We start from the raw sequence: 25,977 nt of genomic DNA on the forward strand, positions 1-25,977 counted from the left end.
ACTCATGTCCAAGAGGGAACTTTGAACACCTCATGCCTTATTGATATGAGTGCGGGATGGATCTCCTGGCGCATCTGGACGCGTACGTCGCGACGGCGGACGAGGCGAGCTTCTCCCGGGCGGCCGACCGGCTCGGCATCGCCCAGCCCCTGCTCAGCCGCCGTATCAAGACGCTGGAGGACCACTTCGGCGGCCTGCTGTTCGACCGCTCCCGGCGCCAGATCACCACCACCGAGCTGGGGGTGCTGCTGCTGCCGTACGCGCGTGACGTACTGGACCGGGCCCAGCGGCTGCGGCAGGTCGCCGAGACGGCCGGGCGGGGCCGGGTGCGCGCCGTCGGGGTGCCCGCGCACTGCGCCCCGGCGGCACTGGCCCGCGCCATCCGGGCCGGCGCCGAGCGCGGAGTGACCTTCGGCGTACGTGAACTGCCGCCTCAGGAAAGGCTGTCGGGCCTGTCCGACGGTTCGCTCGCCTACGCGCTGGTGCGGGTGCCGCCGGAACAGGGCGCGCTGCGGGTGCCGCTGGGGGTGGCCGCGGCGCCGGACGCCGCGGATCTGCCCCTCGGGGGCTCCCGGCGCGTGCTCCATCTGGAGGAGCTGCGGCCGCGCCGTGCCCGCGGCGGCCGGCCTGTCGCCGCGTCGCCGGTGCTGACCCTGCCGGAGGACCAAGTGCCGTACCACGAGGACCGGTTGGAGCGTGCCGTGGCCCGGGCTGGCCTGCCTCCGGGCCGGTTGCGGCCGGCCGGGTCCGCGGCCGCCGCGCTCGCCGAGACCCTGGCGGACCGGGCGCTGCTGCTGTGCGCCGAGCCGTTCGCGCGGCAGAACGGGGCCGACTGGATGCCGCTGGCCGACCGGTCGCTGCACCGGGGCTACGAGATGGCCGCGGCCGCGGAGCGGGGCGGTTCGGCGGCGGTGCCGGGCTGGCTGGCGGGGCTGCTGGCAGCGGCCGTGGGGGCCACCGGTGACGGGGCGGGCGGGCCGCGGTCCGGGCTCGCCACGGCGGATGACCTCCCGGTGCGGCTGGCGGCACGCGGATGAGCGCGGCGGTGGTGTACGTGGGCGACGGCGGCGCGCTGACGGACGTGGCCGAGGCCATCGCCGCGGACTGGGCGGCGCTCGGTGTACGGGGTTCGTTCCTCGCCCGCAATCTCGACACAGGCGACCAACTCGGTTTCGACGTACAGGAGTTGACGCCGCTGGCGTCCGTGGTGAAGGTCCCGCTCGCGCTCGTCGTGCTGGACCGGATCGCGGCCGGGGACCTCGACCCCGGACACCCGGTGACTCTCGACCCGGCCCGCACCAGCGTCGGCCCCACCGGGCTGGCGGCGTTCCGGTACCCGGCGACGGTGGCCGTCGGCGACCTGCTGTTGTCGATGCTGTCGGTGAGCGACAACGCCGCCGCGGACGCCCTGCTCGATCTGGTGCCGGTGGCGGAGGTGGACGCGCGGCTGCGCGCCTGGGGGTGCGGGGAGCTGCGGATGCGGCACCGGATGAACCACATGTACGAGTGCGCGGCGGGCGCCGCCGGCAACGACTTCTCCCTCGCGCTGGAGCTGGCGGTCCGGGACGACGGCACGGACCGGCAGACCATCGAGACCCTGGACCCGGCCCGTGCCAACGCCGGCTCCGCGGCGGCGCTCGTGGAGCTGCTGCGGCGCGTCTGGTGCGACGAGATCTCCGCTCCCGCGGCGACGGCGGAGTTGCGGCGGCTGATGGGGTTGCAGGTCTTCACCCAGCGGCTGGCGAGCGAGTTGCGGGCGGACACGTTGCGGTGGAGCGGGAAGACCGGGACGTTTCTCCATCTGCGGCACGAGATCGGGGTGGTGGAGGCGGCGTCGGGGGACCGGGTGGCGATCGCGGCCCTCTCGCGCGCCGGGCGTCGGGCGGGTGTCGCCGCGGACGTCGACTGGGCGATCGGTGTCGCGGGCAGGACGGCGTTCGAGGCGCTGCGGGGGTGAGAGGGCAAGGCGGGTGAGGGGTGCGGTCCGCGACAGCGCCGTCGGTGCGCCGGGGACCGTTCACGACAGCAGTCGTTGTTCCTTCGCCACGGCCACCGCCCCCGCCCTCGTGTCCACGCCCAGCTTGTCGTAGATGCGGCGCAGGTGGGTCTTGACCGTGGCCTCGCTGATGTAGAGGGCCTTGGCGATGGCGTGGTTGGGCAGACCCTGGGAGAGGTGGGCGAGGATGTCGCGTTCGCGCGGGGTGAGCGCGGGGCGGGGGTTGCGCAGGCGGGACATGACGCGGTCGGCCACGGGCGGGGAGAGGGCCGGGCGGCCCTGGGCCGCCGCGTGGATCGCTGTGAAGAGGTCCTCGGCGCGTTCCGCCTTGAGGAGGTAGCCGGTGGCGCCCGCCTCGACGGCGCGGGTGACGTCGGCGTCGGTGTCGTAGGTGGTGAGGACCAGCACGTGCGGGGCGGGGGTGAGGGTGCGCAGGCGGCGGGTGGTCTCCACGCCGTCGATGCCCGCGCCGAGTTGCAGGTCCATCAGGACGACGTCGGGAGTGGTCCTGCGGGCCAGGGCGAGGGCTTCCTCGCCGCTGCCCGCCTCGCCCACGACCTCGATGCCGGGGGCGCTGTGCAGCAGGGCCAGCAGCCCGGCGCGTACGACGGCGTGGTCGTCGCAGACGAGGATGCGGACCGGCGCCGGGGCGGCCGGCTGCGGGCGGGTGGTCATCGGGGCTCCAGGGGGATCGCCGCCGACAGGACGGTGCCCTCGCCCGGTGCCGACTCGATGGTGAGGGTGCCGCCCAGCTGGCGCAGGCGGGCGCGGATGGCGGGCAGGCCGTGGCCGCGCTGTTCGTCCGTCGTGGCTTCGCGGATCGCCCGCCCGTGCGGGTCGAAGCCCTGGCCGTCGTCCGTGACGTCCAGGACGATCTCGTCGTCCAGGCAGGTCAGCGTGAGGGTGGCGGTCGTGGCGTGCGCGTGTTCGCGGACGTTGGCGAGGGCGCCCTGGGCGATGCGCAGCAGGGCCGACTCGACGGGGGCGGGGAGCGGGTCGGGCGGGGTGCCCTCGCTCTGGACACGGACGGTGAGCGCGCGGGTCGTCTCGCGCTCGGCGACGGCGCGCAGGGCCTGGAGCAGGCCGCCGCCCTCCGCGAGGTCGGCCGGGGTGAGGTCGTGGACGAAGCGGCGCGCCTCGGCGAGGCTGCGTTCGGCGATCGCCGCCGCCGTACGGACGTGGTCCCGGGCGGTGCCGGGCGCGGTGTCCCACAGCCGGTCGGCGGCCTGGAGCAGCATCCGCTGGCTGGACAGGCCCTGGGCGAGGGTGTCGTGGATCTCGCGGGCGAGCCGTTCGCGTTCGGCGAGGGTGCCCTCGCGCCGCTCGGTGGCGGCGAGGTCGCGCCGGGTGCGGACCAGGTCGTCGATCAGGGCGTCCCGGCGGGCGGCCTGGCGCTGCATGACGACGAACACGGTCGCGGCGATGGCCGCCACGGCCGGCGGTGCGAGCAGCACGTTCGGGTCGGGCCAGCCGGCCAGGCTGAGCTGGGCGGCCACCGCGAGGGCCGTCAGCAGCGCCACCAGCGAGAGCGCGGCGCGCGGCGGGAGGGTGCGCAGGCCGGTGTAGAACAGCGGGACCGCGCACCAGGCGAAGCTCGGCGCCAGGACGACGAGGAGGGCCCACGTCGCGACGACGAGCGCGAGCCAGGTCAGCCGGCGCGGGGTGGGGCGGGTGCCGAGGGCGGGACCGAGGACGTAGAGCACCGCCAGCAGCACGGACAGGGCGATGATCCAGGGGGTGTGGGGCCCTTCGGCGTGCCGGGCCAGGTACCGGGCGAGGGAGGCGGCCAGCAGCACGAAGAACGCCGTGTGCATGACGACGGTGAGGGCACGGGTGTCGTCCCGCTCGGGTACGGGGGCTGCCGATGCCTCTCCGGTCACCTGCCGACACCTCCCTGGACACCGCTCTGAACTGGGCAAACACCTTCCATTGTTCCCTGGTCCTGCGCATGCGGGGTCATCCGATCGGATGACCCCGGGGACGACCGGTCCGGCGACGGGGTGCGGGCGGCTCCGGGCCGAGGATCGATGGCGGAAGCGGTTGCGGACCTGGTCCGGACCCGGTTCCCCCGACTCACCCGCACAGGAAGGTTGCTCGTCATGTCCAGCCGCAGGAAGCCCTCCCGCCGTACCCGTGTCCTCGTCGGCGGTACCGCTCTCGCCGTGATCGGCGCGGGCGTCGTCGGTACGGTCGCCGCCAACGCCGCCGACTCCACCGGCACCGCCTCCGCCGCCTCCGCCGCCGCTCCGGTGGCGGTCCGCGGCGGGGACCTCACCCGGAGCACGCATCTGACGCTGGCCGCGGCCGAGAAGGCGGCGCGGGCCGCGCTGGACGCCGCAGCGAAGGAGGGCCGGCAGGTCTCCGTGGCCGTCGTCGACCGCAACGGCAACGCCCTGGTCACCCTGCGCGGGGACGGGGCGGGCCCGCAGTCGTACGAGTCCGCCGAGCGCAAGGCGTACACCGCCGTGTCCTGGAACGCGCCCACCTCGGAGCTGGCCAGGCGGCTGGAGCAGGCGCCGACGCTGAAGGACATCCCGGGCACGCTGTTCCTCGCGGGCGGCGCCCCGGTGACCGCCGAGGGTGTCCCGGTCGCGGGCATCGGGGTCGCGGGGGCGCCGTCCGGTGATCTGGACGAGCGGTACGCGCAGGCGGGCGTGGCGGTCCTCGGCCGCTGACGCACCGGGAAACGGACGGGACGTCCGGGTCCGCCCTGATGGGCGGGCCCGGACGTCCCGTCGCGCTGTTCAGGCGAGCCGGATCAGCCTCAGACGAGGTCGTACCGGTCCGCGTTCATGACCTTGACCCACGCGGCGACGAAGTCCTTGACGAACTTCTCCTTCGCGTCGTCGCTGGCGTACACCTCGGCGACGGCCCGCAGCTCGGAGTTCGAGCCGAAGACCAGGTCGGCGCGGGTGCCGGTCCACTTGACGGCGCCGGAGGCGTCGCGGCCCTCGAACTCGTCCTGCGCGGAGGAGGTCGACTTCCACTCGGTGTCCAGGTCGAGCAGGTTGACGAAGAAGTCGTTCGTCAGCGTGCCCGGCCGGTCGGTGAAGACACCGTGCTTGGAGCCGTTGTGGTTGGCGCCGAGGACGCGCAGACCGCCGACGAGGACGGTCAGCTCGGGCGCGCTCAGCCGGAGCAGGTTCGCCTTGTCCACCAGCAGGAACTCGGCCGGCAGGCGGTTGCCCTTGCCGACGTAGTTGCGGAAGCCGTCGGCGGCCGGCTCCAGCGCGGCGAACGACTCGACGTCCGTCTGCTCCTGCGAGGCGTCGACACGGCCCGCCGTGAACGGCACCTCGATCTCGACACCGCCGTCCTTGGCCGCCTTCTCGACGGCCGCGGAGCCCGCGAGCACGACCAGGTCGGCCAGCGAGACCTGCTTGCCGCCCTTGGTGTTGAAGGACTCCTGGACGCCCTCCAGGACGCGCAGCACGTGGGCCAGCTCGTCCGGGTTGTTGACCTCCCAGTTCCGCTGCGGCTCCAGGCGGATGCGGCCGCCGTTGGCGCCGCCGCGCTTGTCGCTGCCGCGGAAGGAGGAGGCAGCCGCCCAGGCGGCGGAGACCAGCTGCGAGACCGTGAGGTCCGAGCCGAGGATCTCCTCCTTGAGGGAGGCGACGTCCGCGGCGTCGATCGGCTCACCGGTGCGCTGCGGCAGCGGGTCCTGCCACAGCAGCTCCTCGCCGGGCACCTCCGGGCCGAGGTAGCGGACGATCGGGCCCATGTCGCGGTGCGTCAGCTTGTACCAGGCGCGGGCGAAGGCGTCCGCGAACTCCTCGGGGTTCTCGTAGAAGCGGCGCGAGATCGGCTCGTAGATCGGGTCGAAGCGCAGCGACAGGTCGGTGGTGAGCATCGTCGGACGCTGCTTCTTCGACGCGTCGAACGCGTTCGGGACGATCGCCTCGGCGTCCTTGGCCACCCACTGGTTGGCGCCGGCCGGGCTCTGCGTCAGCTCGTACTCGTACTCGAAGAGGTTCTTGAAGAAGTTGTTGCTCCACTGGGTCGGCGTCTCGGTCCAGGTGACCTCCAGGCCACTGGTGATCGCGTCCTTGCCGACGCCCGTGCCGTAGCTGGACTTCCAGCCGAGGCCCATCTGCTCCAGCGGGGCGGCCTCGGGGTCGGCGCCGACGTTGTCCGCCGGGCCGGCTCCGTGAGTCTTGCCGAAGGTGTGGCCACCGGCGATGAGGGCGACGGTCTCCTCGTCGTTCATCGCCATCCGGCGGAAGGTCTCACGGATGTCGCGGGCCGCGGCGATCGGGTCCGGGTTGCCGTTCGGGCCCTCGGGGTTGACGTAGATCAGGCCCATCTGGACGGCGGCGAGCGGGTTCTCCAGCTCGCGGTCGCCGCTGTAGCGCTTGTCGTCCAGCCAGACGGTCTCGGGACCCCAGTAGACGTCCTCGTCGGGCTCCCACTCGTCGACGCGGCCGCCGGCGAAGCCGAAGGTCTTGAAGCCCATCGTCTCCAGCGCCACATTGCCCGTGAGGATCATCAGGTCGGCCCAGGAAATGGACTTGCCGTACTTCTTCTTGACCGGCCACAGCAGACGGCGGGCCTTGTCCAGGCTCGCGTTGTCCGGCCAGCTGTTGATCGGGGCGAAGCGCTGCTGGCCGCCGCCGGCACCGCCGCGGCCGTCGCTGATGCGGTACGTACCGGCGCTGTGCCAGGCCATACGGATCATGAGCGGGCCGTAGTTGCCGAAGTCGGCGGGCCACCAGTCCTGCGAGGTGGTGAGCACCTCCGCGATGTCACGCTTCACCGCGGCGAGGTCCAGGGAGTTGAAGGCCTCGCGGTAGTCGAAGTCCTCGCCGAGCGGGTTGGCCACGGCCGGGTTCTTGGCAAGGATCTTCAGGTTGAGCCGCTCCGGCCACCACTGGCGGTTGCCACCGCCCTGGGTCGGGTGCGCGGCGCGGCCATGGGCGACCGGGCAGCCGCCCTCCGCCTTCGCGTCTGCGACGTTGGCGTCGATGTTCTCAGTCATGGCATTCCTTCCGAACTGTGCGGAACTCGGTGCTCAGGAACTGCGGCCGGTGGAACAGTCGGGGCAGGTGCCCCAGTAGACGACCTCGGCCTCCTCGATGGCGAAGCCGCTGTCGTCGGCGGCGGTCAGACAGGGCGCGTCGCCGACGGCGCAGTCGACGTCGACGACGGCACCGCACGACCGGCACACGATGTGATGGTGGTTGTCACCCACACGCCCCTCGAACCGGGCCGGGTGTCCGGCCGGCTCGATACGGCGGACCAGACCCGCCGCGGTCAGGGCGTGAAGAGCCTCGTAGACGGCTTGCAGGGAGATGTGGCCAACGCGGGCACGGACCCCGGAGGCGATCGCCTCGACGCCGAGGTGGTCGCCGTCCCGGACGGTCTCCAGCAGCGCGACGCGGGCTGCCGTCACGCGCAGGCCGGCACCGCGGAGCTCCTCGGCGGTGGTCGGGGTCGGGGAGGCGGTCATGAGGCCGAACCTACCCTCAAAAACACGAAGGGTTCAAGAAAACGAGCAGTGCAATTTTGGTTGCGCTCCGCAGACCGCCGGTCACCTGGGCGTCAGCCGCCGTCGCGCCTGCCTTCGCGGTCCTTCTCGCGTTTGCTTTCGCGTCGCTCTTCGGGCCGGCATGTGCACCGACACAGGCGCGAAGGAGGGTGGCGCGAACATGCACATGACGCCGCCCGGCGCGGCGGGCTGGGGCGGTCCGGGGGCCGGTCGGGGGCATGCCCGCATCATCCGGCCCCGGATCACCCAGGGCCGGACGGCAAGCCGGGACATCGCCCGAACGGGTGAGCCGGGACCGCGCGGGTCGACGCCCGGACGGGCCGGTACGTGGCCCGCCGCTGCCGGTACGAGGTCCACCGCCACCCGCGCGAGGTCAGGTGCCGCCGGTGCGAGGTCAGGCCCCGGCGGTACGGCGGTGCCCTGCCCCGGCGTACCCGTAGCGGCGGGCCAGGGCGTGGAAGGCCTCCTTCGGTTCCCAGTGCCAGCCGGAGGCGGGGTCGTCCGGGCGGTCCTTGACGGTCCTGGTGATCGCGTAACTCGCCAGGTCCAGGTCATGACGCGGATCGCCCGGACGGTGCGGCAGGTCGGGAGTCACGAACTCGAAGGCCATCGCCGCGTACAGGCCCAACGACTCGAAGACGTCGAGGAGTTGGGTGAGGTAGGCGGCCTGGGTTCGCTCGCTGCGGACCAGGTCGCCCTTGATCTCCGGCGGCACCTTGGCGCGGTCCACGATGTCCCACCCCATGCCACCGGCCTTCGGCGCCCCGACGTACGCACAGGTCCCGAACTCGGTGACGGCCACCGGCTTGCCCCACCGCGTATAGCGGCTCAACTCCCGCACGTAGTCGGCCCGGTGGGGGAAGTACGAGTAGTAGTCGATGCCCACGACGTCGAAGAGGCGCCAGTCGACCTGGTCGTCCTGTGCGGCGGCGTAGGCGAGCCGGCCGCGGAACACGGACCGGCCGACCTCGGCCGCCCGCGCCGTGAAGCGGTCCAGACGGCGCTGCATCGCCACGGGGTCCACCGTGCCGTCGAGCAGGTTGCGGATGCGTTCGTAGACGTCGGCGCCCGGGACGATGCCGGGCACGAACAGCCAGAACTCGCAGCCCACACTGAGGTCGACGGCGGCGCCCTGCCGGCGCAGCCGCTCCGCGAACCGGCCGGTCTCGGCCAGGTGTTCCAGGATGTCCCGCTCGGGCACGTCACCGAGGGTCGGCTGGAGCCAGACCCGCAGACCCCGTTCCGCCGCCTCGGCGGCCGTGGCCGTCAGGCGCTCCACTCCGTCCCCGGTGACGTCCACGGTGTCGGCGTGCAGCTCGTCCCTGATCGCCCGGATGTCCTTGCGCATACGGGCCGCACTGAACGCCGTACCCGGCGTCTCGCTCTCCCCCACGGTGTACACGACGCCCCGGTGGCGCAGTCCGCGCCGCGCGTCGCGGGCCGGGCGGTCCTCGGCGGCCCGGGCCGGAGCCGACGGCAGCGCGGCCGCGGCCAGCCCCGCGGACGCCATACCGGCCAGGAACTGTGCGCGCTTGATCCCCTTGGTCCTCTGCATACGGCCACCCTGCCGGGCGACACCCCGTCGGCACCGTCCGCCGACGGTCTACGGCACGGGGTCCAAGGATGGTGGTCCGACACCGAAAGTCGCAGGCGGCGGCCTGGCTCACTCCGCACTGCGCATGATCTGCACGGGCGAGACGGCGACACAGAAGACGATCACGCGGATGGCGGCCCGCTGGTCCCCCGCACGACGAGCTTGGCATCCAACTCGGCCTCCCGGCCGGGCAGTTCCGTCCTCTCCAGCCGCTCCACGGCGAACCGGACCGCGTGTTCGACCATCAGACCGGCGCCCTGTCGTACGGTCGTCAGGCCGATCGGCATCAGAAGGAATGACCATGACATCGACGCGGGCCGGATCGGGCAGCCGCTGATCGTGCACTGCGCCCACCGCAATCCGACCGTTCCGCAGTCCTACACCTCCGGCATGGCCGCCCTGGACACGGCGGTGCACGAGGTGGACGTGCTGCGCCGGCCGCTGGACGACGAGATCGTCTCCGCTCAGGTGGTCACCCCGCGCGCCACGAGCAAGCGGTTCGAGCACCTGAAGGACCCGCAGATCATGTTGTTCGAGACCGTCAAGGGCGTTCGTATCGATCTGGAGGTCTTCGTCAGCTGCCGGTACGGATACGACATGCAGTGCGAGGCGGTCGGTGAGGAGGGTCTGATGCGGCTGCCCGACCCGGCCGCGGTCGGGGTGCGCACGGCCGGACAGCACAGCACCGAGGTGCTGACGGACTGGGTCGGGCGGTTCGTGGACGCGTTCGACACCGAGTTCCGCGCGTGGATCGCGGGCGTGGCCGCGGGCGACGAGCGCACCGGGCCCTCGGCCTGGGACGGCTACGCCGCCACCGCGATCACCCCGGCGACCGTCGAGGCCCTCCGGTCGGGCCGTGTCGTCGCCACGGATCTCAGGCACCGTCCCGCGTTCTACGGAGGTGCCGCGTGAAGATCGCCATCGACCCGTACATGTTCCGCGCCCTGCCGATCGACGACATGGTGCGCACGGTGGCCGAACTCGGCTACGAGTCCATCGAGTTGTCCCCGCGTGCCGACTTCATGCTGTTCTTCCTGCATCCGCGGGCGGACGCCGAGCGGATCGCGGAGCTGAGGACGGCCCTGCGCACGCACGGCGTCGAGCTGTCCTCGGTGCTGCCGCTGTACAGATGGTCCTCGCCGGAGGAGACGGAGCGGCAGGCGGCGGTCCGCCACTGGAAGCGGATGATCGAGATCACCGCGGACCTCGGCTGCCCGCTGATGAACCCGGAGTTCAACGGCCGTCCCGACCGGGCCGCGGAGAGCGAGGCGGCGTTCGGCGCTCGCCGGAGGAGCTGCTGCCGCTGTTCGAGCGTGAGGGGATCGCGCTGAACCTGGAGGCTCACCCGGACGACTTCCGCGAGGAGAACGCCCCGGCGGTCGACCTGGTCCGTGCGATCAACAAGCCGTGGGTGAACCATCTGTACTGCGCCCCGCACTCCTTCCATCTGCCGGGGGCGGACCCGACGGCGGACATCGCGGCGATGGTGCGCTTCGCGGGCGACCGGCTGGAGCACGTGCACATCGCGGACTCCTTCCACCACGAGGGCTCCAGCCTGCGCGAGCTGAAGTTCGACGGTGTGGCCACGGCCTGCGTGTTCGCCGGGGAGGAGCGGGCCCGTGAGTCCTCGGCGTTCATGCTTGAGCGAATCAGAAAGGAACTGCGCGTGTAGTTTCTCCTGCGTAATTCCTTCCTAGAAATTACCTTCCTGTAAAGCGGCCCGCGGGACGACACGGGCCGCTTTCCCGTTACCGATCATTGCATTGATTATGCGGAGATTTCGGGCACCCGGTATCAACTCGTATATACCAATTGTGACGATCAATACAGTACGGCGTGTCGTCACCCGTAGGGATGCACGGGTCCGGCCGTCCGTGGCATACAGAGGGGTGCGTCGTTCGGCAACGGTGTGATGTTTGCCATGTGACGCACATGATCGGAGGTGAACGGGCAACGTTCCCCTTCATGCCCCACGCCAATCCTCTGCGGCAGGTGATTCGATGACCACGGCGACGACCCGGACGATCCGGACGACGCCGCACTCCCCTGACGGCGAGAGCGCCGCCAGGGACTCCCCTCGCGCCGCCAACACCTCACTGCCGTCCCTGACGGGACTGCGGTGGATGGCGGCGCTGCTCGTGTTCGGACTGCACGTGAACAACTTCGGCTACTTCGGTGGCACCGGCGGCAGCCTGGTGTACTGGGCTTTCAGCTCCGGCGCCACCGGAGTGTCGTTCTTCTTCGTGTTGTCCGGTTTCGTGCTGACCTGGTCGGCAAGACCGCACGACCGAGCGCTCGGCTTCTGGCGGCGGCGCGTCGCCAGGATCTATCCGGTCCACCTCGTCACCGTCGGCCTCGCGTTCCTGCTGGCGCTCACGCTGGAGAGCAACGCACAGCCGACGCCGAAACAGGCGGTGGCCAATGTCCTCCTGCTGCACTCCTGGTGGCGCCCCTGGTGGCAGACGCTCAACCCGGTCAGCTGGTCGCTGGCCTGCGAGGCCTTCTTCTACGCCTCCTTCCCGCTGCTGATCCTGCTGCTGCGCCGGCTCGGCGTGCGCGGCTCGGTCGCGCTGGGCGGGCTGTCGCTGGTGGCGATCGTGGTGATCTCCCGGGCGGACGCCCACCACTGGTGGACCTACGCGCTGTACTCGTTCCCGGCCGCCCGGCTGCCCGAGTTCGTCCTCGGCGCGGTCACCGCGCGGCTGGTCCTGCTCGGCCGCTGGCGCGGACCCGGCCTGGAGGCCTCGCTCGCGCTGGCGATCGTGGGCTACTTCATGGTCCCGCAGGCCCCGCTCGGCTACTCGGCGACCATGTGCACGATCATCGGCTTCACCCTGCTGATCCCGGCGGCGGCGAACGCGGACCTGAAGGGCCTGCCGTCGATGTGGCGCGGTCCGCGGATGGTGCGGCTCGGTGAGCTGTCCTTCGCCTTCTACATGGTTCATCTGCTGGTGCTGCGCGCCGGGACGCACCTGCTGGGCATCAAGCCGCACTTCGGTGCCCTGGCGGGGACGGCGGTCACCGCGATCGTGTTCGCCCTCTCGCTCGGGCTGTCCTGGCTTCTCTACGAGATGGTGGAGCTCCCGGCGCGACGTCTGCTGCTGCGCCGCCGCCACCCGGCCAAGGCACCGGCCCCCCGCGAGACGCAGCCGGCGTCGAGAGGCTGAGCCACCGCTGCGATCCGTGCGGTCCCGGCCGGGGCGCGCCGCGCCTCGCCGAGCGGTTCTGAACAGCCGTGCGCCGGCTCCCGCGGGACGGGAGCCGGCGCACGGGCGGCGTCACTTGATGGAGCAGGTGTTCCCGGAGGCCGGGTTCAGCAGACCGATCAGGTCGATGGTGTCGCCGCACACGTTGGCGTCGATGCCGATCGGGACCTGGATGACGTCGCCGGAGATGACACCCGGGCTGTTGCCGGCGGTACCCGTCGTCGGGCCCGGGTTGTCGGCGGTACCCGTCGTCGGGCCCGGGTTGTCGGCGGTACCGGTCGTCGGGCCCGGGCCGGCCGCGAAGGCCGTCGCCGAGCCTCCCACGGCAAGGAAGCCTGCGAGCACGGCCGTTGTCGCAAAACTGCGAAGACGCATGATCTGCCTCACTGGTTGACGAAGGGGTGCTTCCATCACACCCGCACCCCGTCCCGTGCGCCTCTCGGGCTACGCCGTTCGGGGGGCCGCGCGATCATGGAGTGCGGGTCAGGGAAAGGACGTCACCTTCGACGGGACGGTGCCGGTCCCCGAGGTCGGTGCGCCGGTGCCGTTCACGACGTGGGCGTACTGGCCGTTGCCTCCCAGCGAGATGACCAGCAGGTCGTGCATCCTGATGCCGCCGGTCGCCGGGGCCTCGAAGCCGTCGGCCTGGACGATCGAGGGATCGGCCGTGTAGTTGCAGTAGCTGCCCAGGCCCCAGGCCTCGTGACGGGTGACGGAGTCGGCGACCTTGTAGGCCGCGTAGCCGACGATGCCGTCGTGGGTGACGGCGGCCGCGTTCGGGGCGTCGTACGCCTTCTCGTTCTGGAAGAAGATCGTCCGGCCGCGTTCCCCGTGCCAGTACACGTCGTACTTGTTGAAGTGCTCGACGAACAGGCCCGTGGCGAGTACGTCGTCACCGTTGACGGTGAGGCCGTAGTCGGCGCGGTTGGTGTCCCAGCCGACGCCGCTGCCGTGGTCGGCGCGCCAGAGCCAGGTGTGGTCGATGATCACGTCGTTGCTGTTCACCACGACGGAGTTGGTGGCGAGGCCGGGGCCCGCGCCGCCGATACGGACGAAGACGTCCTGCATGGTGGTCGGGTCGGCGGAGTGGTCGGCGGTGGAGCCGGGGGTGCCGATCCGCAGCAGGGTGCCGGAGTTGACGGGGCCCGCGTCGATGAGGAGCCCCGCGAGCCGTACACCGTCGACGTCGGCCACATGCATCGCGTCGATGCCGTTGTCGGGGACCAGCGTGGCGAGACCGAGTCCGAGGACGACGGTGTCGGGGCGGGTGACGTCGATCGTCTGGTCGAGGTGGTAAATGCCGGGCGTGAACAGGAGGTTGAGGCCCTGGGCCAGGGCGGCGTTGATCGTGGCCGCCGTGGCGCCCGGCTTCACGACGTAGAACTGGTCGAGCGGGATGGACGTGCCGGGGGTGTTCGGCCAGGAGACGCCCGGGGCGCCGGTGCGCTCGCTCGGGACGAACACCTTGTAGTCGTTGCCGTCGAGGTAGAGGTACGGCTTCTCGCGCGAGACGGGGGTGGTGTCCAGCGTGGTGTAGGGGCCGTTGTCGAAGTTGGTCGCGGGTGCGCCCTGGACTCCGGAGAAGGTCATGTTCCAGACGCCGTTGGTCCAGCCGCCGACCGAGCTGTCCCGGGTGTACCACTGCTGCTGGGAGTACGGGCCCACCGTGCCGTCGATCCTGGAGTCGGCGATGTAGCCGCCGGAGGCCCAGCCGTAGCCGGTCGGTGCCAGGTTCATGCCGCCCTTGACGTGGATGCGGCGGAAGGGAGAGGCCTGGGCGACGGCCCAGCGGTCGGTGCCGTTGGAGGGAGTGATGGCGAGGTTCTCCGCCGAACGCCAGAAGTTCTGGGTGGCGTTGCCGCCCGACCAGCCGGCGTCGACCGTCACGTCACCGTTGATCTGGGTGTCGTCGGGGTTCAGGCCGAGTCCGGAGACCGAGGTGTAGAAGCCGAGTTGGGCGTTGAGGCCGTTGTAGGTGCCCGGCTTGAGCAGGAACTGGTAGCGGCCGGTGCCGAACTGTGCCGACTCCTGCTGCTTGAAGACGTCGTCGAACTTCTGCTGGAGGTTCGGGGTGGAGGGGTCGGCCACGATGACGTTCGGGCCGAGGTCGCCGCCGCCCTGGACCGGGCCCGTCGTCCCGGTCGCCGTGGTGTGCACGGACATCTCCCACAGCGAGTAGCCGTAGCCGGTGCCGCGTGCGGTGCCGTAGACGCGGAGGTACCGGCCGGAGCCGCTGACGTCGTACGACGTCGTGCCGCCGCTCGCGCCGGTCACGGTCCTGAGGGTGGTCCAGTTCTGCCCGTCGGTGGAGGCCTGGAGCTGGAAGTCCTTGCCGTAGGCGGCCTCCCAGTTCAGGTCGATCGCGCACAGGTCCCGGGCGGTGCCGAGGTCGACCTGGAGCCACTGCGGGTCGGAGAACCGGCTGGACCAGCGGGTCGAGGGGTCGCCGTCGAAGGCGGCGGAGGCGGGGGTGCCGGCGTTCTCGGTGGAGGAGGCCGTGGCCGGTCTGCCGCGGGCGGCGTCGGCCGGATCGCAGGTGGCCGCGCGGGGCGTGGCGGAGGCCGGGGTCGCGGCGGCGGCCGGGGCGTGGGCGAGGGGAAGGGTGAGCAGCGCGGCCAGGGCGGCGAGCGCGACTGCCGGGCGGGTCGGTCCTGTGCGGCTTCTCATCTGGCGGCTCCGAAGGGTGAGGGACGTCAATCAGCCGATCCCACGGCTTAGTTCATGTTTTGATTTAAGTGATGAGGCAAGCGGGCGGCAAGCCTTCGGGAGCCAAAACCTTCGGAAGGCGAACTCTCGGAGCCGCAGGAGCGCTCAGAACCGCAGACCGTGTCCCCGGGCCAGGACGTGATGCGGATCGTGGCGCTTCTTGGCCTCGGCGAGGGTCTGCCAGTCGCTCCCGTAGTGCTCGCGCCAGTCGGCGGCGGTCATCGCCAGGGCGTTGACGGGATAGGCGACGCCGCCCTCGGACCGGGCGAGGTCGTAGGCCCTGCGGTTGGCGGCCACCATCGCCTCGGCCGTCCCGGGGTGGTCGGGCGGGGCGGTGCGCAACAGGGCGAACAGGTGCAGGACCGCGCCGGACGGGCGGCGGAAGAGCGGTGCGCGCAGCGGGCCGGAGAGCAGCGGGTAGACCAGGACGAGGCCGGTGTCGCGCAGGTCGTGGAAGGCCGGGTCGGCGAGTACGGCACGCACGACGGATGCGGCGCGGTCGTGCGGGAGCAGCAGGTTGAGCCAGGGGTGCGGGTGCAGCCACTCCCCCGTCCCGGTGAGGACCGCCTCGTCCGTGTCCACCCTGTGAACGAACTCGGCGTAGTCGAGATCGGTCGTCTCCACGGTGGCGGGGTCGTGGCCCAGGCCGTCGAGGAGCGCCCGGTCGTCGGGCGCGAGTCCGTCCGCGTGCGGGGCCACCGCCTCGATCATGTACTGCCAGCCGCCCTGCTCGGCCGGGCGGGCCTGGCCCTCCAGGTAGGCGAAGCGCGGCTCCTCGGCGAGCATCCGCTGGTCGGCGAGGTAGCGGGCGAGATCGGTGTGGAAGAGGCAGTAGCGGCGGACCCGGGCGGGCGCGGGGACGAGGCGCAGGGTGGCGGTGACGATGACGGCGCACTGGCCGAGGCCCGCGAGCACGGCGTGGAAGAGCGCCGGGTCCCGGTCGGGCGAGCAGACGTGGTGCTCCCCGGCGCCGGTCACCACCTCCAGCTCCAGGACCTGGTCCGCGACCAGTCCGTGCCGATGGGTGGCGCCGCCGAGCCCGCCCGCCGACAGGACCCCGCCGACACTCGCGCCGAGGTAGTCCGTGAGGACCGGGGGCGTGAGCCCGTGCGGCAGGGTGGCGGCCAGTACCTCCCGCCACAACACCCCGGCGCCCACGGTGATCCGGCCGTCGGCGACGTCTGCGATCCGGCTCATCGGGCGCAGGTCCAGTACGACCCCGCCGCCCGCCTGCCCCTGGCCGTACATCGAGTGGCCGCCGCCGTACACGCTCACGGGGATGTCGCGGGGGCCGGTGAACCGCAGCAGGTCCGTGATCCCGGCGACGGACTCCGGGCGGAGCACACCGAGCGGTGTCTCCCGCACGAGGTGGCCGAAGTCCCGCGCGGACGCGCCGAGCGCCTCGGGGCGGGTGTCCAGCGCGCGGCCGAAGCGGGCGGCGAGGTCATGGGCCTGCGTCATGCCGGAATCACATCAGACGGAGGCGGCGGGCGTCGAGATCGCCGTCAACGTCCGCCCGTCGGCTGGTTCTTGACGAGTTCCAGCAGGGCGGCGTGGGTCCGCGCGTCGGCCGCCGCGACGAGTCCGTCGGCGCCGGTGAGCACGGGCTCGCCGCGCAGGCCGGTCACCGTGCAGCCCGCCGCGCGGCACAGCGCGATGCCGGCCGCGAAGTGCACGCTGTCGCGCAGGTCGCCGTCGGTGACATAGGCGGCCCGGCGCCCGGCGGCGACCCAGGCCACGGCGAGGGTGCTGGAGATCACCCGGGGCCGGAACCGCTCGGCGAACCCGGGGTCGGCCAGGAGGCGCACCGCCCGGAAGCCGGGGGCGCCCGGGAACGGCGGGTCGAGGTTGACGTCCACCAGCGCGGAACCGGCCGTCGGCGTCAGCGGCTCGTCGGTGCCGTCGGCGGCGCGCACCCGGGCCGCGGTGCCGTCGGTCCAGAACACCTCGGCGCCGAACGGGTCGGCGGTCGCGGCGGCCGTGACCCGGTCGCCGTCGCGCAGGGCGACGTTCACGCCGACGAGCATGCTGCGCACGGCGTAGTTGAGGGTGCCGCACAGGGGGTCGACGAGCCAGCGGCGGCGGGCGTCGGCGGCGCCGCGGCGCCCGCTCTCCTCGCCGGTCACGGCGTCGTCGGGGCGGGCGGCGCGCAGCACGTCCAGGATGGCCCGCTCGGCGGCCACGTCGGCCTCGGTGGCGAAGTCGCCGGCGGACTTGTCGTAGCGTGCGAGCCGGCTGCCGTAGAGGTCGCGGACCACGGCGGCGCCCGCCTGGGCCGCTCGCACGGCCAGGTGGGCGTCGGTTTCCCCGTTGGTGATCATGGGTGCAGGATAGCCAGAAGTCCCGTGCCGGCTGGAGGGGTTGGGTCTTCGGGCGCTCAGCTCGCGGTGAGGGACAGGGTCTGCTCGGCTGCGGTGCGGCTCCCGCCGACGGCGCTGTGGGTGCGGTCCGTCCAGGTGCGCACCGGCGTGGTCTCGGCGAGCCGCCCGGACGTGCCGGACAGACCGAGCACGAGGCCGCTGTAGCGGTTGACCAGCCGGTAGGTGCGGCCGCTCGCGTCCGGGATCACGAACCACTGCTGTCCGACGGCCGGACCGCCGGCCGGGGCCCGGGTGACGGTGGGCCGGGCGCCCCAGGCACGGCCCGCGGTGGCGGCGGAGTCGACGCCGAGCAGCCGGCCGCTCGCGGCGTTGGTGAGGGTGAAGGCGCCGTCGCCGGTCGGGGTGAAGACCCAGGTGTCCCGGCCGGATCCGGTGGGCCGGGCCAGCGAGGTGGTGCCGGAGCCGCCTGCCGCCTGGGCGAGGAACCGGCCCGTGCCGCCGCGGATGCGGTAGCGGCGGCTGGTGTCCACGGGCGCGGCGGCGGGCTTCGCGGAGTCGACGGTGAGGTCGACGTACTCGCCGGAGGCGTCGTGCGAGCAGCCGAAGGCGCAGTAGGAGCGGAAGGACCTGCCGACGACCATGGAGCTGGTGCGGTTGGCGCTGTCGAGGAACCAGCGGTACCAGGAGGCGTTCGTGTAGCTCCCGGTGTCCCCGATGAGGTGCCACCTCTGGGTCGTCAAGTCGGAGGTGGCGTACAGGTACTGGGGCGCGTTGCCGCTCTGGTCAACGGCCTGGGGTTCGCCGAGGTAGAGGCCGAGGTAGGCGTCGTAGGCGATGTTCATGACGAACAGCGGCGAGGTCGAAGGCATCTTCCCGGCCGCGATCTGCTGGGCCGCCGTGCCGGTGTTGGCCGGGTCGTACTCGGCGGCTGCCGGGGTGTAGCCGGTGGGGTGGTCGGCGTCGACGGGGACGATGTCGCTCTCCTTGCCGCCGGTGCCGGGCTGGGACCAGGCGCCGTCGTACCACTTGCGCCACGAGCCGGGGGCCATCTTGGCCGAGATCGGGGCGCGGGCGACGTGTTCGTAGAACGCCTTCCAGCCACCGCTCTTGTCGATGATCCGGGAGCCGTAATAGACGTAGAAGTAGCCGGAGGCGGTGTCGACGAAGAGACGCTGGTCGCCGTCGCCGTAGGAGTACGTCTGGTTCGGGAAGGCCGTGGTGTCGCCGCGCTCGGTGCTGTACGGCGAGGTGATGACGTGGTCCTTGACGGTCCAGGTGCGGCCGTGGTCGGTGGAGACGGCGTAGTCGACGGCGTCGTAGTGCAGTCCGTCACCGAAGGGCTGCGGGGTGAACTCGTTGTGCACCAGGCCGTACCAGTCGCCGGTGTCGGGGTCGACCCACATCCCGGACAGGTCGCAGTAGTTCTTCTGGGCGTAGCCGGAGCCGCTGGGTGCGTAGGTGGCCTCGCGGCCGGTGGGGCTGTTGTTGCAGCGCCAGGTGGTGTCGTCGTTGCGGTCGGCCGGGTTGGCCGGGTTCACGGCCTTGCTGAGCTTGTTGTCGAAGCCGGCGGTGTCGAAGTCCTTGCCGGTGTAGAAGTCCCAGGTGCGCGGGTCCTTGGCGCCGTAGAGGGCGGCGGACTGCTGGTAGTGGAAGGTGCCGTCCCGGTCCAGGTACGGGGTGGCGGGGGTGTCCGTGGGGTGGGTGAACGGCACCGGGCTGCCCACGGTCACGCGGTAGGCGGCGTCGGCGGGTGCCGCGGTGGCCGCCGGGGACGTGAGGGCGCCGCCGAGGACCAGGGCGACGGCCGCCGAGGTCACTGCCAGGGTGCCGCCCGCTCTGTTCAAGAGTCGCACCTGTGCTCCTTGTTGCCGAAGGGCCGGTTGCACGGAACGATCCGGCCCCGCCGCTCTGTCCGGCAATGGACTCCAGTGCTGCGCCTCTTGCACTTTCGCGCGCGGCCGCGCGGTGGTGCCGCTCAGGACTCCTCGGGCGGGGTCGCGGACAGCGGTGTGTCCCAGGCCAGTTGGCGGATGAGCGCCGCGTCCGGATCGGCGGGCCGGGCCACGACCGCGCCCGGGCGGGCCGACTGGTGCCCGGCGCGGGAGATACCGCCGCTGACGGCGACGTTGCGCTCCGCGCGCGGGCGGCGGTGCGCCTCGTAGGCGGCGAGCGCGGCGGGCACGCCGGGCCGGTCGCGCAGCGCCTTGGCGAGGACGACGGCGTCCTCCAGGGCCATCGAGGCGCCCTGGCCGGTGGCCGGGGAGGCGGCGTGGGCCGCGTCACCGACGAGCAGCACGCGTCCGGTGTGCCACACGGAGCCGAGCGGCAGGTCGGTGGCGTTGGTGGCGAGGACCGGGCCGACGGAGGCGGCGACGATGTCCGCGGCCGGTGTGGCGTCCTCGGCCAGCAGCGGCAGCAGCTCCGCGCGCGGGTCGACCTCGTGGGCGGAGCCGTCGGCGGGCAGGGCCTCGGTGTCGACACGGGCGAACCAGTACGTCTGCCCCGCCGGTGACACCGCGTACCCGAAGGTGGTCCCGGCGCCGCGGACGAAGGTGATGAGGCCGGTCGGATCGGCGCTGGGGGCGGTTTCGGTGTAGCCGTAGTAGATCCGCTGGCCCGCGTAACCGGGCTGCGCCTCGGGGGCGATGAGCGCGCGCACGGTGGAGCCCAGTCCGTCGGCGCCGACGAGGAGGTCCGCGTCGGCGCTGGTGCCGTCGGCGAAGTACGCGGTGACGCCGCCCGGCCCTTCGCTCACGCCGGTCAGGCGGACGCCGTGGCGCACCGGGACGCCGCGCCGGGCCGCCTCGCGCTGGAGGGCGGCGTTCAGCTCGCCGCGGCGCAGGCACCGGTAGTGCAGGTCGGGATCGGTCACCTCGCCGAGCGGCGCGTGTGCCTGCTCGGTGCCGCGGCTGTCGAGCAGCCGGAGCGACGTCAGCGGGAACCCGATGGCCGTGACCGCGTCCGTGGCGTCGAGCTCGGCCAGGGCGCGCATGCCGTTGCTGCCCAGGGTCAGGAAGGCGCCGATGTCCTGCGCCGTGTCGGGGTGGGCCTCGTACACGGTGACGTCGTACCCGGCCTTGTGCAGCCCGAGCGCGGTGGCGGTCCCCGCGATGCCGCCGCCGATCACCGCTGTTGTCGTCGTGTGCGTCCCGCTCACGTGCCGCTCCCCGTCTCGACCGTGCCCCGTTCGATGTCGGTCACCCTACAAGGGCAGTGCCGGGGGCCGCGGGGCCGAAACGGTCGAGATCCGGACAGCGCGCGACCGGCGGCGCCGAGGGCCCGCCGCCCCTCCGCGCACGCGCCGCGCCTCCGTCCCGCGCGCCGCACCCGGGGGGCACGCTGCGGGGAGCTGTGCACAGGCGTCACCCGGTGCGCCCGTGCCGTGACGGGTTTTTGACGGGGAAGTGGGTACGTCCCGGCCATGCGGTTGAGCGTGGTGGATGCGGGGTCGAACACCGTCCGGTTGGTGATCGCGGATGTGGAGGGAGGTGTTCCGCTGCCGGTGCACACGGTCAAGTGGAAGCTGCGCCTGTCCGAACACGTCGGTCCGGACGGCGCCATCGCCGACGAGGCGGTGGAGAGTCTGGTGCAGGCGGTGGCCGCGGCGGGGGCCACGGCCCGGCGCTGGCATGCGACGGGGCCGCTGGCCTTCGCTACGGCGGTGGTCCGCGGTGCCCCGAACCGGCTGGAGGTGCTGCGGCGGGTGGCCGCCGGAACCGGAATCCGGATGTGCACCCTGCCGGGTGAGACCGAGGCCGAGCTGACCTTCCTCGCGGCGCGGCGCTGGCTCGGCCTGCGCGCGGGCCCCCTGGCGCTGCTCGACATCGGCGGCGGGTCGCTGGAGGTGGCCTTCGGCCGGGGCCGGCTGCCCGACTTCGCCGCCTCGCTCCCGCTCGGTGCCAGGCGGCTCACCCGGGAGCACCTCGGTCTCCAGGATCCGCCGGGCCCGGCCGAGTTGAAGGAGCTGCGCCGCCGCATCCGGCACGATCTGCGGGACGTGGCCACGCGGATCCGCTGGGAGGCGCCGCGCACGGCGGCCGTCAGTTCCCGTACGTTCCAGCAGCTGGCCCGGCTGTGCGGGGCGGCACCCGGGCGCCACGGGCCGTTCGCACGGCGGGAGATGCGCTGCCGGGACCTGAGCGAGGCGGTGCGGACGCTCGCCGCGCTGCCCGCCGCCGAGCGGGCCCAGCTGCCCGGCATCTCCGCGCCGCGGGCCGAGCAGAGCCTGGCGGGGGCGGTCGTGGGCCACACCGCGCTGAAGCTCATGGGGCTGCGCCGGGTCGTCGTGCTGCCGTGGGCGATCCGCGAGGGTGTGCTGCTGCGCTACGTCGAGGACGGCGCCGACTGGTGGACGGAGGTCACCGGGGCCGCCGACGCCGCCCTCCTGCCCCCGGCGGCGACCCTGCGCGTCGCGGGCCCGTCGGCGTAGCCGGGGCCCGCCGCCCACGTCACCCGACGGCAACGAATCGCGCCACCCTGTAGCGATCATGACAAATGAGGGGTAGGCATGCCCGTATGGCATTACGTCGATCACGATCGGGAACGAAACGCCTCGCCGCCCTCGTCGCCGCGGCGGCACTGGTCCTGGTGGGCTGCGACAGCGGCGGCACGTCGTCCGCCGGGGACGGGCGCGAGCAGCTGACCGTGGCGGCGCTGCCGCTCACCGACTCGGCCGCACTCTATCTCGCCCGGGACCGGGGGCTGTTCGCCAAGGAGGGCCTGGACGTGCGGGTCCAGCCCGTGCAGCAGAGCATCCAGGCGCTGCCCGCGCTGCTCAAGGGCCAGGTCGACGCGATCGCGAGCGCGAACTACGTCACCTACTTCCAGGCGTACGAGAAGGGCACCCTGGACCTGCGGATCCTCGCCGAGGGCGTGCGGATCGCCCCGCACATGATGGACGTCCTCGTGCCCAGGGACTCGCACCTGACGTCGCCGGGGGACCTGGCCGGCAAGAAGGTCGCCGTCGCCGTCCTCAACAACATCCAGTCCCTCACCCTGAACGCGATCCTCGCCGCCCGGGGCGCGGGGCGGCCCGTCTACCGGCAGATCCTGTTCCCGCAGATGGGCCCCGCGCTGGAGCGCAACCAGGTGGCCGCCGTCCACGCGGTCGAGCCCTTCGACTCCGCGATCCAGGACCAGGTGGGCGCCCGGGTGCTGCTGGACGGCGGCTCGGGGCCGGCGGCGGGCCTGCCCGCCAGTGGGTACGTCACCACACGTGCCTTCGTCCGCGAGCACCCGAAGGCCGCCGCGGGTTTCCGGCGGGCGATCGAGGCGGCCTCGAAGCTCGCCGCCGCCGACCCGGACGCGGTGCGCGCGGAACTGCCGAAGTACGCCAAGGTGACGGCGCAGGAGGCCAAGTCCCTCCATCTGCCCGCCTATCCGGCGACCGCCGACGCGGCACAGCTGCGCCGGCTGATCCACCTCATGCGACAACAGGGAATGCTGACGAAGGACATCGATCCGGCGCCGCTGCTGGTGGCATGACCCGGCGTCAGGACCTGGCGCTCGGTCTGCTCGGCGCGGCGCTCGCCTTCGGGGTGTGCGAGGCGGTGTCCCGGGCCGGTATCGTCCGGCGCGACTATCTGCCGCCCGCCTCCGAAGTCCTCGTCCGGGCCGTGCGGTTGGCGGGTGACGGGACGTTCCTCGACGGGGTCGGGGCGACCCTGCGGGCCTGGGCGCTGGGCCTGGCCCTCGCCTGCGCGATCGCCGTACCGCTCGGGCTGCTGCTGGGCGCGGTGCCGGGGGCGGAGGCGGCCGTGCGCGCGGTCGTCGAGTTCCTGCGGCCGCTGCCCTCGGTCGCGCTGATCCCGCTGGTGTCGCTGCTGCTCGGGTCGGGCACGCGGACCGAGGTGACGCTGATCGCGTACGCCTCGCTCTGGCCCGTGCTGTTCAACACCCTCTACGGCCTCGGCGAGACCGACCCGTTGGCCAGGGACACGCTGCGGGCCTTCGGTTTCGGACGGTTCGCGGTGCTGTGGCGGGTGGAGCTGCCGAGCACCGCCCCGTTCATCGCCGCGGGGCTGCGGATCTCCGCCGCCGTCGCCCTGATCCTGGCCGTGGCCACCGAGATCCTCTCCGGCTTCGGGCAAGGCCTCGGCATCTTCATCGCCCAGGCCCAGACCGCGACGGACGGCACCCTGGACGTCCTGGCCGCGGTGGTGTGGGCGGGCAGCCTCGGCCTGGTCGTCAACGGCGTACTGGTCGCCGCGGAACGGCGGTTGTTCGCCTGGGCGCGTGAACGCCGGGGCGCGGAGGGGCAGTTCGCCAAGGAGGGAGCCCGGCACGCCGCCGTCCCCGTGCTGTTGCGCTGGTCGGTGCTCCTCGGCGGCGTCGCCTGCTGGGAGCCGGCCGCCCGCGCGCGGGGCAGCGTCTACTTCCCGCCGCCGCTGCGCATCGTCCGGCACGCCCGCGACCTGTGGTTCTCGGGACCGGCCCGGCATCTCTTCCTCACCTCGGCCGCCGAGGACACGATCCTGCCGAGCCTTTGCCGGATGGCGGCCGGGTTCACGCTCGCGGCGGTCGCCGGAATCGCCCTCGGGCTCACGGTGGGCCGCTCGCGGCGGGCGTACGCGCTGTGCGATCCGGTGCTCCAGTTCGCGCGGGCCGTGCCGCCGCCCGCGCTGGTACCGGTGTTCGTCGTGGTCTTCGCCCTCGGCACGCCCATGCAGGTGGCGTCGATCGCGTTCAGTGCCGTCTGGCCGGTGCTGGTCAACTCGGCCGAGGGCGCCCGCGCGACCGACCCGCTGCGGCTCCAGGCGGCGGCCGTGCTGCGGCTGACGGCGCCCGAGCGGCTCTGGTTCCTGATCCTGCCCTCGGCGCTGCCCCGGATCTTCGCGGGGCTGCGGCTCAGCCTGTCGCTGTCCCTGATCCTCATGGTGTTCTCGGAACTGCTGCCGGGCAGCGACAACGGCATCGGCTTCACCCTCACCGACGCGCAGACCCGCTCCGACCTGCTCACCGTGTGGGCGGCGCTGGTCCTGCTGGGCGCGCTCGGCTTTCTCCTCAACTCCGGTCTGCTGGCGGTCGAGAAGCGGCTCGTCGGCCCAGGGAGGACGGCATGACGACGACCACGGTCCGCGAGGCGGTCGTACGGTTTCTGCGCGACACCGGTATGACCACGGTCTTCGGCAATCCGGGCTCCACGGAACTGCGGATGTTCCGCGACTGGCCGGACGACTTCACGTATGTGCTCGGCCTCCAGGAATCCGTCGCCGTCGGTATGGCGGCCGGACACGCGCTGGGCACCCGGCGGGCCGCGTTCGTCAGTCTGCACTCGGCCGGCGGGGTGGGCCACGCCCTCGGCGCGGTGTTCAACGCCTACCGGGACCGGGTACCCCTGGTGATCGTGGCGGGCCAGCAGGCGCGCTCGCTGCTCCAGCTGCGGCCGTTCCTCGGCGCCGACGAACCGGCCCTGTTCCCGCGTCCGTACGTGAAGTCCGCCCGCCAGCCGGAGCGGGCCGAGGACGTGCCCGCCGTGCTGGCCGAGGCGTACCGGACCGCGATGACCCACCCGCGCGGGCCGGTGTTCGTGTCCGTGCCCGAGGACGACTGGGACCGCCCCGCCGAGCCCGTCCCGCCCCGCACGCTGCACACGGCGTTCACGGCCGCCCCGGACGCCCTCGCCGCGCTCGCCGGCCGGCTGGACTCCTGCGCCCGCCCGGCGCTCGTGGTCGGCCCCGGGGTGGACGACGAGGACGCGCTGGACGAGGTGCGGGTGCTGGCCGAGCGGCTCCGGGCCGGGGTGTGGATCAGCCCGCTCTCCGGCCGCTCCGGGTTCCCCGAGTCGCATCCGCTGTTCCAGGGCTTCCTGCCGCCGGTGGCCCGCCGGCTGGCCGCGCGCCTCGCGCCGTACGACGTCGTCGTGGCCCTCGGCGCGCCGGTGTTCACCTACCACGTGGCCGACGACGGTCCGCCGCTCGCGCCCGGCACCGAGCTGTTCCACCTGGACTGCGACGCCGGCCAGGCCGCGTGGCTGCCCGTCGGCACGAGCGTCGTCACCACCCTGCGGCCCGCCCTGGCCCGGCTCACGGAGCTGCTGAAGGAGTCGGACCGGGAACCCCCGCTGCCCCGGCCGGCCCCCGCCCCGGCAGCGGCGGACGCGCACATCACCCCGGAGTTCCTGTTCGACCTCCTGCGGGACCGGCTGCCGCGCGACCGGGTGCTCGTCGAGGAGGCGCCGGGCCACCGGGACGCGCTGCACGCGCGCGTGCCCGTCGATGCGGGCGGCGGCTTTCTCACCACGGGCAGCGGGGCGCTCGGCTGGGGACTGCCGCTCGCGGTCGGCCGGGCCCTCGCCGACCGGCGCCGGGTGGTGTGCGTGGTCGGCGACGGCTCGGCGCTGTACTCCGTGCAGGCGCTGTGGAGCGCGGCCCGGCACGCGGCCCCGGTCACCTATGTGCTGCTGGACAACGGCGGTTACGCGGCCGTCCGCGCGCTGGGCCGCCGGATCGGCATCGGGGGCGTCCCCGGCACGGACATCACCGGCATCGACTTCGCGGCCCTCGCCCAGTCCTTCGGCTGCCCGGCGGCCCGCGCCGAGGACCCCGGCGAACTGCCGGCCGCCCTGGACCGCGCGCTGGGCCGGGGCGACGACGCGGGCCCCTTCCTGCTGCACCTGCGGGTCACCGGCAGCGCGGGCACCCTGTACGAGCCGTGGGCCGGGTGAGGGG

19 protein-coding genes and 3 pseudogenes are annotated in these 25,977 nt (G+C 72.9%); 10 read left to right on the top strand and 12 right to left on the bottom strand.

The window, feature by feature from the left end:
• The first annotated feature begins 56 nt into the window (after positions 1-56).
• Positions 57-1,037, top strand: a complete 981-nt coding sequence (locus ACFC8N_RS32670) for a LysR family transcriptional regulator (RefSeq protein WP_376292126.1) — start codon at positions 57-59, stop codon at positions 1,035-1,037.
• Positions 1,034-1,957: a serine hydrolase gene (locus ACFC8N_RS32675; protein WP_376292127.1), complete on the top strand. Its 924-nt coding sequence runs from the start codon at positions 1,034-1,036 to the stop codon at positions 1,955-1,957. The genes ACFC8N_RS32670 and ACFC8N_RS32675 overlap by 4 nt, the downstream gene beginning before the upstream one ends.
• Before the next feature lie 60 nt (positions 1,958-2,017).
• Here the strand turns inward: ACFC8N_RS32675 and ACFC8N_RS32680 are convergent, their stop codons facing one another.
• Both ACFC8N_RS32680 and ACFC8N_RS32685 read right to left on the bottom strand, forming a co-directional pair.
• Entirely contained in the window at positions 2,018-2,671 is a 654-nt protein-coding gene (locus ACFC8N_RS32680) for a response regulator transcription factor (protein WP_356036999.1), read from the bottom strand.
• Positions 2,668-3,810: a sensor histidine kinase gene (locus ACFC8N_RS32685; protein WP_376292336.1), complete on the bottom strand. Its 1,143-nt coding sequence runs from the start codon at positions 3,808-3,810 to the stop codon at positions 2,668-2,670. Before ACFC8N_RS32685 ends, ACFC8N_RS32680 begins: the two co-directional genes overlap by 4 nt.
• A 285-nt stretch (positions 3,811-4,095) precedes the next feature.
• Between ACFC8N_RS32685 and ACFC8N_RS32690 the strand changes: the two genes are divergently transcribed.
• A complete protein-coding gene (locus ACFC8N_RS32690; RefSeq protein ID WP_376292129.1) occupies positions 4,096-4,671 on the top strand; it encodes a heme-binding protein in 576 nt (191 codons plus the stop codon).
• An 89-nt stretch (positions 4,672-4,760) separates the two neighbouring features.
• Here ACFC8N_RS32690 and katG read toward each other — a convergent pair whose 3' ends face one another.
• From katG to ACFC8N_RS32710, 4 genes and pseudogenes are all read right to left on the bottom strand, one after another.
• A complete protein-coding gene (katG, locus tag ACFC8N_RS32695; RefSeq protein WP_376292132.1) occupies positions 4,761-6,971 on the bottom strand; it encodes a catalase/peroxidase HPI in 2,211 nt (736 codons plus the stop codon).
• 33 nt (positions 6,972-7,004) lie between these two features.
• Positions 7,005-7,442: a Fur family transcriptional regulator gene (locus tag ACFC8N_RS32700; protein WP_071371518.1), complete on the bottom strand. Its 438-nt coding sequence runs from the start codon at positions 7,440-7,442 to the stop codon at positions 7,005-7,007.
• Positions 7,443-7,875: 433 nt separating this feature from the next.
• Positions 7,876-9,036: an abortive phage infection protein gene (locus ACFC8N_RS32705; protein ID WP_376292134.1), complete on the bottom strand. Its 1,161-nt coding sequence runs from the start codon at positions 9,034-9,036 to the stop codon at positions 7,876-7,878.
• A gap of 161 nt (positions 9,037-9,197) precedes the next feature.
• Positions 9,198-9,365, bottom strand: a pseudogene (locus ACFC8N_RS32710) (LacI family transcriptional regulator); the annotation flags it as partial.
• A gap of 16 nt (positions 9,366-9,381) precedes the next feature.
• On the opposite strand from ACFC8N_RS32710, the pseudogene ACFC8N_RS32715 reads away from it, so the two are divergent.
• The 3 genes and pseudogenes from ACFC8N_RS32715 to ACFC8N_RS32725 form a co-directional block, all read left to right on the top strand.
• A pseudogene (locus ACFC8N_RS32715) lies at positions 9,382-9,987 on the top strand (Gfo/Idh/MocA family oxidoreductase); the annotation flags it as partial.
• Positions 9,988-10,097: 110 nt separating this feature from the next.
• Positions 10,098-10,747 (top strand): annotated as a pseudogene (locus ACFC8N_RS32720) (sugar phosphate isomerase/epimerase family protein).
• Between the two features lie 328 nt (positions 10,748-11,075).
• Positions 11,076-12,242 carry an acyltransferase gene (locus tag ACFC8N_RS32725; protein ID WP_356036988.1) on the top strand — a complete coding sequence of 389 codons (1,167 nt, stop codon included), beginning with the start codon at positions 11,076-11,078 and terminating at the stop codon, positions 12,240-12,242.
• A gap of 111 nt (positions 12,243-12,353) precedes the next feature.
• On the opposite strand, the gene ACFC8N_RS32730 is transcribed toward ACFC8N_RS32725, so the two are convergent.
• The 6 genes from ACFC8N_RS32730 to ACFC8N_RS32755 all read right to left on the bottom strand — a co-directional run bounded on the left by ACFC8N_RS32730 (position 12,354) and on the right by ACFC8N_RS32755 (position 20,465).
• Positions 12,354-12,656, bottom strand: a complete 303-nt coding sequence (locus ACFC8N_RS32730; protein ID WP_356034108.1) for a chaplin — start codon at positions 12,654-12,656, stop codon at positions 12,354-12,356.
• A gap of 108 nt (positions 12,657-12,764) precedes the next feature.
• Positions 12,765-14,948, bottom strand: coding sequence for a discoidin domain-containing protein (locus ACFC8N_RS32735; protein WP_376292137.1), 2,184 nt, complete (start codon positions 14,946-14,948; stop codon positions 12,765-12,767).
• Positions 14,949-15,092: 144 nt separating this feature from the next.
• Positions 15,093-16,448: an FAD-binding protein gene (locus ACFC8N_RS32740; protein ID WP_356034103.1), complete on the bottom strand. Its 1,356-nt coding sequence runs from the start codon at positions 16,446-16,448 to the stop codon at positions 15,093-15,095.
• Positions 16,449-16,492: 44 nt separating this feature from the next.
• Positions 16,493-17,308 carry an inositol monophosphatase family protein gene (locus ACFC8N_RS32745; RefSeq protein ID WP_376292139.1) on the bottom strand — a complete coding sequence of 272 codons (816 nt, stop codon included), beginning with the start codon at positions 17,306-17,308 and terminating at the stop codon, positions 16,493-16,495.
• Between the two features lie 56 nt (positions 17,309-17,364).
• Positions 17,365-19,161: an RICIN domain-containing protein gene (locus tag ACFC8N_RS32750; protein ID WP_376292142.1), complete on the bottom strand. Its 1,797-nt coding sequence runs from the start codon at positions 19,159-19,161 to the stop codon at positions 17,365-17,367.
• A 122-nt stretch (positions 19,162-19,283) separates the two neighbouring features.
• On the bottom strand, positions 19,284-20,465 hold the full coding sequence (locus ACFC8N_RS32755; RefSeq protein ID WP_376292145.1) for an FAD-dependent oxidoreductase: 1,182 nt from the start codon (positions 20,463-20,465) through the stop codon (positions 19,284-19,286).
• A 264-nt stretch (positions 20,466-20,729) separates the two neighbouring features.
• Between ACFC8N_RS32755 and ACFC8N_RS32760 the strand changes: the two genes are divergently transcribed.
• The 4 genes from ACFC8N_RS32760 to mdlC all read left to right on the top strand — a co-directional run bounded on the left by ACFC8N_RS32760 (position 20,730) and on the right by mdlC (position 25,973).
• On the top strand, positions 20,730-21,737 hold the full coding sequence (locus ACFC8N_RS32760; RefSeq protein WP_376292147.1) for a Ppx/GppA family phosphatase: 1,008 nt from the start codon (positions 20,730-20,732) through the stop codon (positions 21,735-21,737).
• A gap of 86 nt (positions 21,738-21,823) precedes the next feature.
• Positions 21,824-22,792, top strand: coding sequence for an ABC transporter substrate-binding protein (locus ACFC8N_RS32765; RefSeq protein ID WP_356034089.1), 969 nt, complete (start codon positions 21,824-21,826; stop codon positions 22,790-22,792).
• Positions 22,789-24,369: an ABC transporter permease gene (locus tag ACFC8N_RS32770; protein WP_376292149.1), complete on the top strand. Its 1,581-nt coding sequence runs from the start codon at positions 22,789-22,791 to the stop codon at positions 24,367-24,369. Before ACFC8N_RS32765 ends, ACFC8N_RS32770 begins: the two co-directional genes overlap by 4 nt.
• The gene (mdlC, locus tag ACFC8N_RS32775) at positions 24,366-25,973 is read left to right on the top strand and encodes a benzoylformate decarboxylase (RefSeq protein ID WP_376292151.1); all 1,608 of its coding nucleotides are present in this window, start codon (positions 24,366-24,368) and stop codon (positions 25,971-25,973) included. Before ACFC8N_RS32770 ends, mdlC begins: the two co-directional genes overlap by 4 nt.
• Positions 25,974-25,977 lie beyond the last annotated feature (4 nt).

The sequence above is a fragment of the Streptomyces sp. NPDC055966 genome, assembly GCF_042269865.1.
Classification (GTDB): domain Bacteria; phylum Actinomycetota; class Actinomycetes; order Streptomycetales; family Streptomycetaceae; genus Streptomyces.

Excerpts from the sequence above, each read along its gene's own strand:
- ACFC8N_RS32670 (WP_376292126.1), top strand. The coding sequence starts at position 57 with ATGGATCTCCTGGCGCATCTGGACGCGTACGTCGCGACGGCGGACGAG.
- ACFC8N_RS32675 (WP_376292127.1), top strand. The coding sequence starts at position 1,034 with ATGAGCGCGGCGGTGGTGTACGTGGGCGACGGCGGCGCGCTGACGGAC.
- ACFC8N_RS32680 (WP_356036999.1), bottom strand. The coding sequence starts at position 2,671 with ATGACCACCCGCCCGCAGCCGGCCGCCCCGGCGCCGGTCCGCATCCTC.
- ACFC8N_RS32685 (WP_376292336.1), bottom strand. The coding sequence starts at position 3,810 with ATGCACACGGCGTTCTTCGTGCTGCTGGCCGCCTCCCTCGCCCGGTAC.
- ACFC8N_RS32690 (WP_376292129.1), top strand. The coding sequence starts at position 4,096 with ATGTCCAGCCGCAGGAAGCCCTCCCGCCGTACCCGTGTCCTCGTCGGC.
- katG (WP_376292132.1), bottom strand. The coding sequence starts at position 6,971 with ATGACTGAGAACATCGACGCCAACGTCGCAGACGCGAAGGCGGAGGGC.
- ACFC8N_RS32700 (WP_071371518.1), bottom strand. The coding sequence starts at position 7,442 with ATGACCGCCTCCCCGACCCCGACCACCGCCGAGGAGCTCCGCGGTGCC.
- ACFC8N_RS32705 (WP_376292134.1), bottom strand. The coding sequence starts at position 9,036 with ATGCAGAGGACCAAGGGGATCAAGCGCGCACAGTTCCTGGCCGGTATG.
- ACFC8N_RS32725 (WP_356036988.1), top strand. The coding sequence starts at position 11,076 with ATGACCACGGCGACGACCCGGACGATCCGGACGACGCCGCACTCCCCT.
- ACFC8N_RS32730 (WP_356034108.1), bottom strand. The coding sequence starts at position 12,656 with ATGCGTCTTCGCAGTTTTGCGACAACGGCCGTGCTCGCAGGCTTCCTT.
- ACFC8N_RS32735 (WP_376292137.1), bottom strand. The coding sequence starts at position 14,948 with ATGAGAAGCCGCACAGGACCGACCCGCCCGGCAGTCGCGCTCGCCGCC.
- ACFC8N_RS32740 (WP_356034103.1), bottom strand. The coding sequence starts at position 16,448 with ATGACGCAGGCCCATGACCTCGCCGCCCGCTTCGGCCGCGCGCTGGAC.
- ACFC8N_RS32745 (WP_376292139.1), bottom strand. The coding sequence starts at position 17,308 with ATGATCACCAACGGGGAAACCGACGCCCACCTGGCCGTGCGAGCGGCC.
- ACFC8N_RS32760 (WP_376292147.1), top strand. The coding sequence starts at position 20,730 with ATGCGGTTGAGCGTGGTGGATGCGGGGTCGAACACCGTCCGGTTGGTG.
- ACFC8N_RS32765 (WP_356034089.1), top strand. The coding sequence starts at position 21,824 with ATGGCATTACGTCGATCACGATCGGGAACGAAACGCCTCGCCGCCCTC.
- ACFC8N_RS32770 (WP_376292149.1), top strand. The coding sequence starts at position 22,789 with ATGACCCGGCGTCAGGACCTGGCGCTCGGTCTGCTCGGCGCGGCGCTC.
- mdlC (WP_376292151.1), top strand. The coding sequence starts at position 24,366 with ATGACGACGACCACGGTCCGCGAGGCGGTCGTACGGTTTCTGCGCGAC.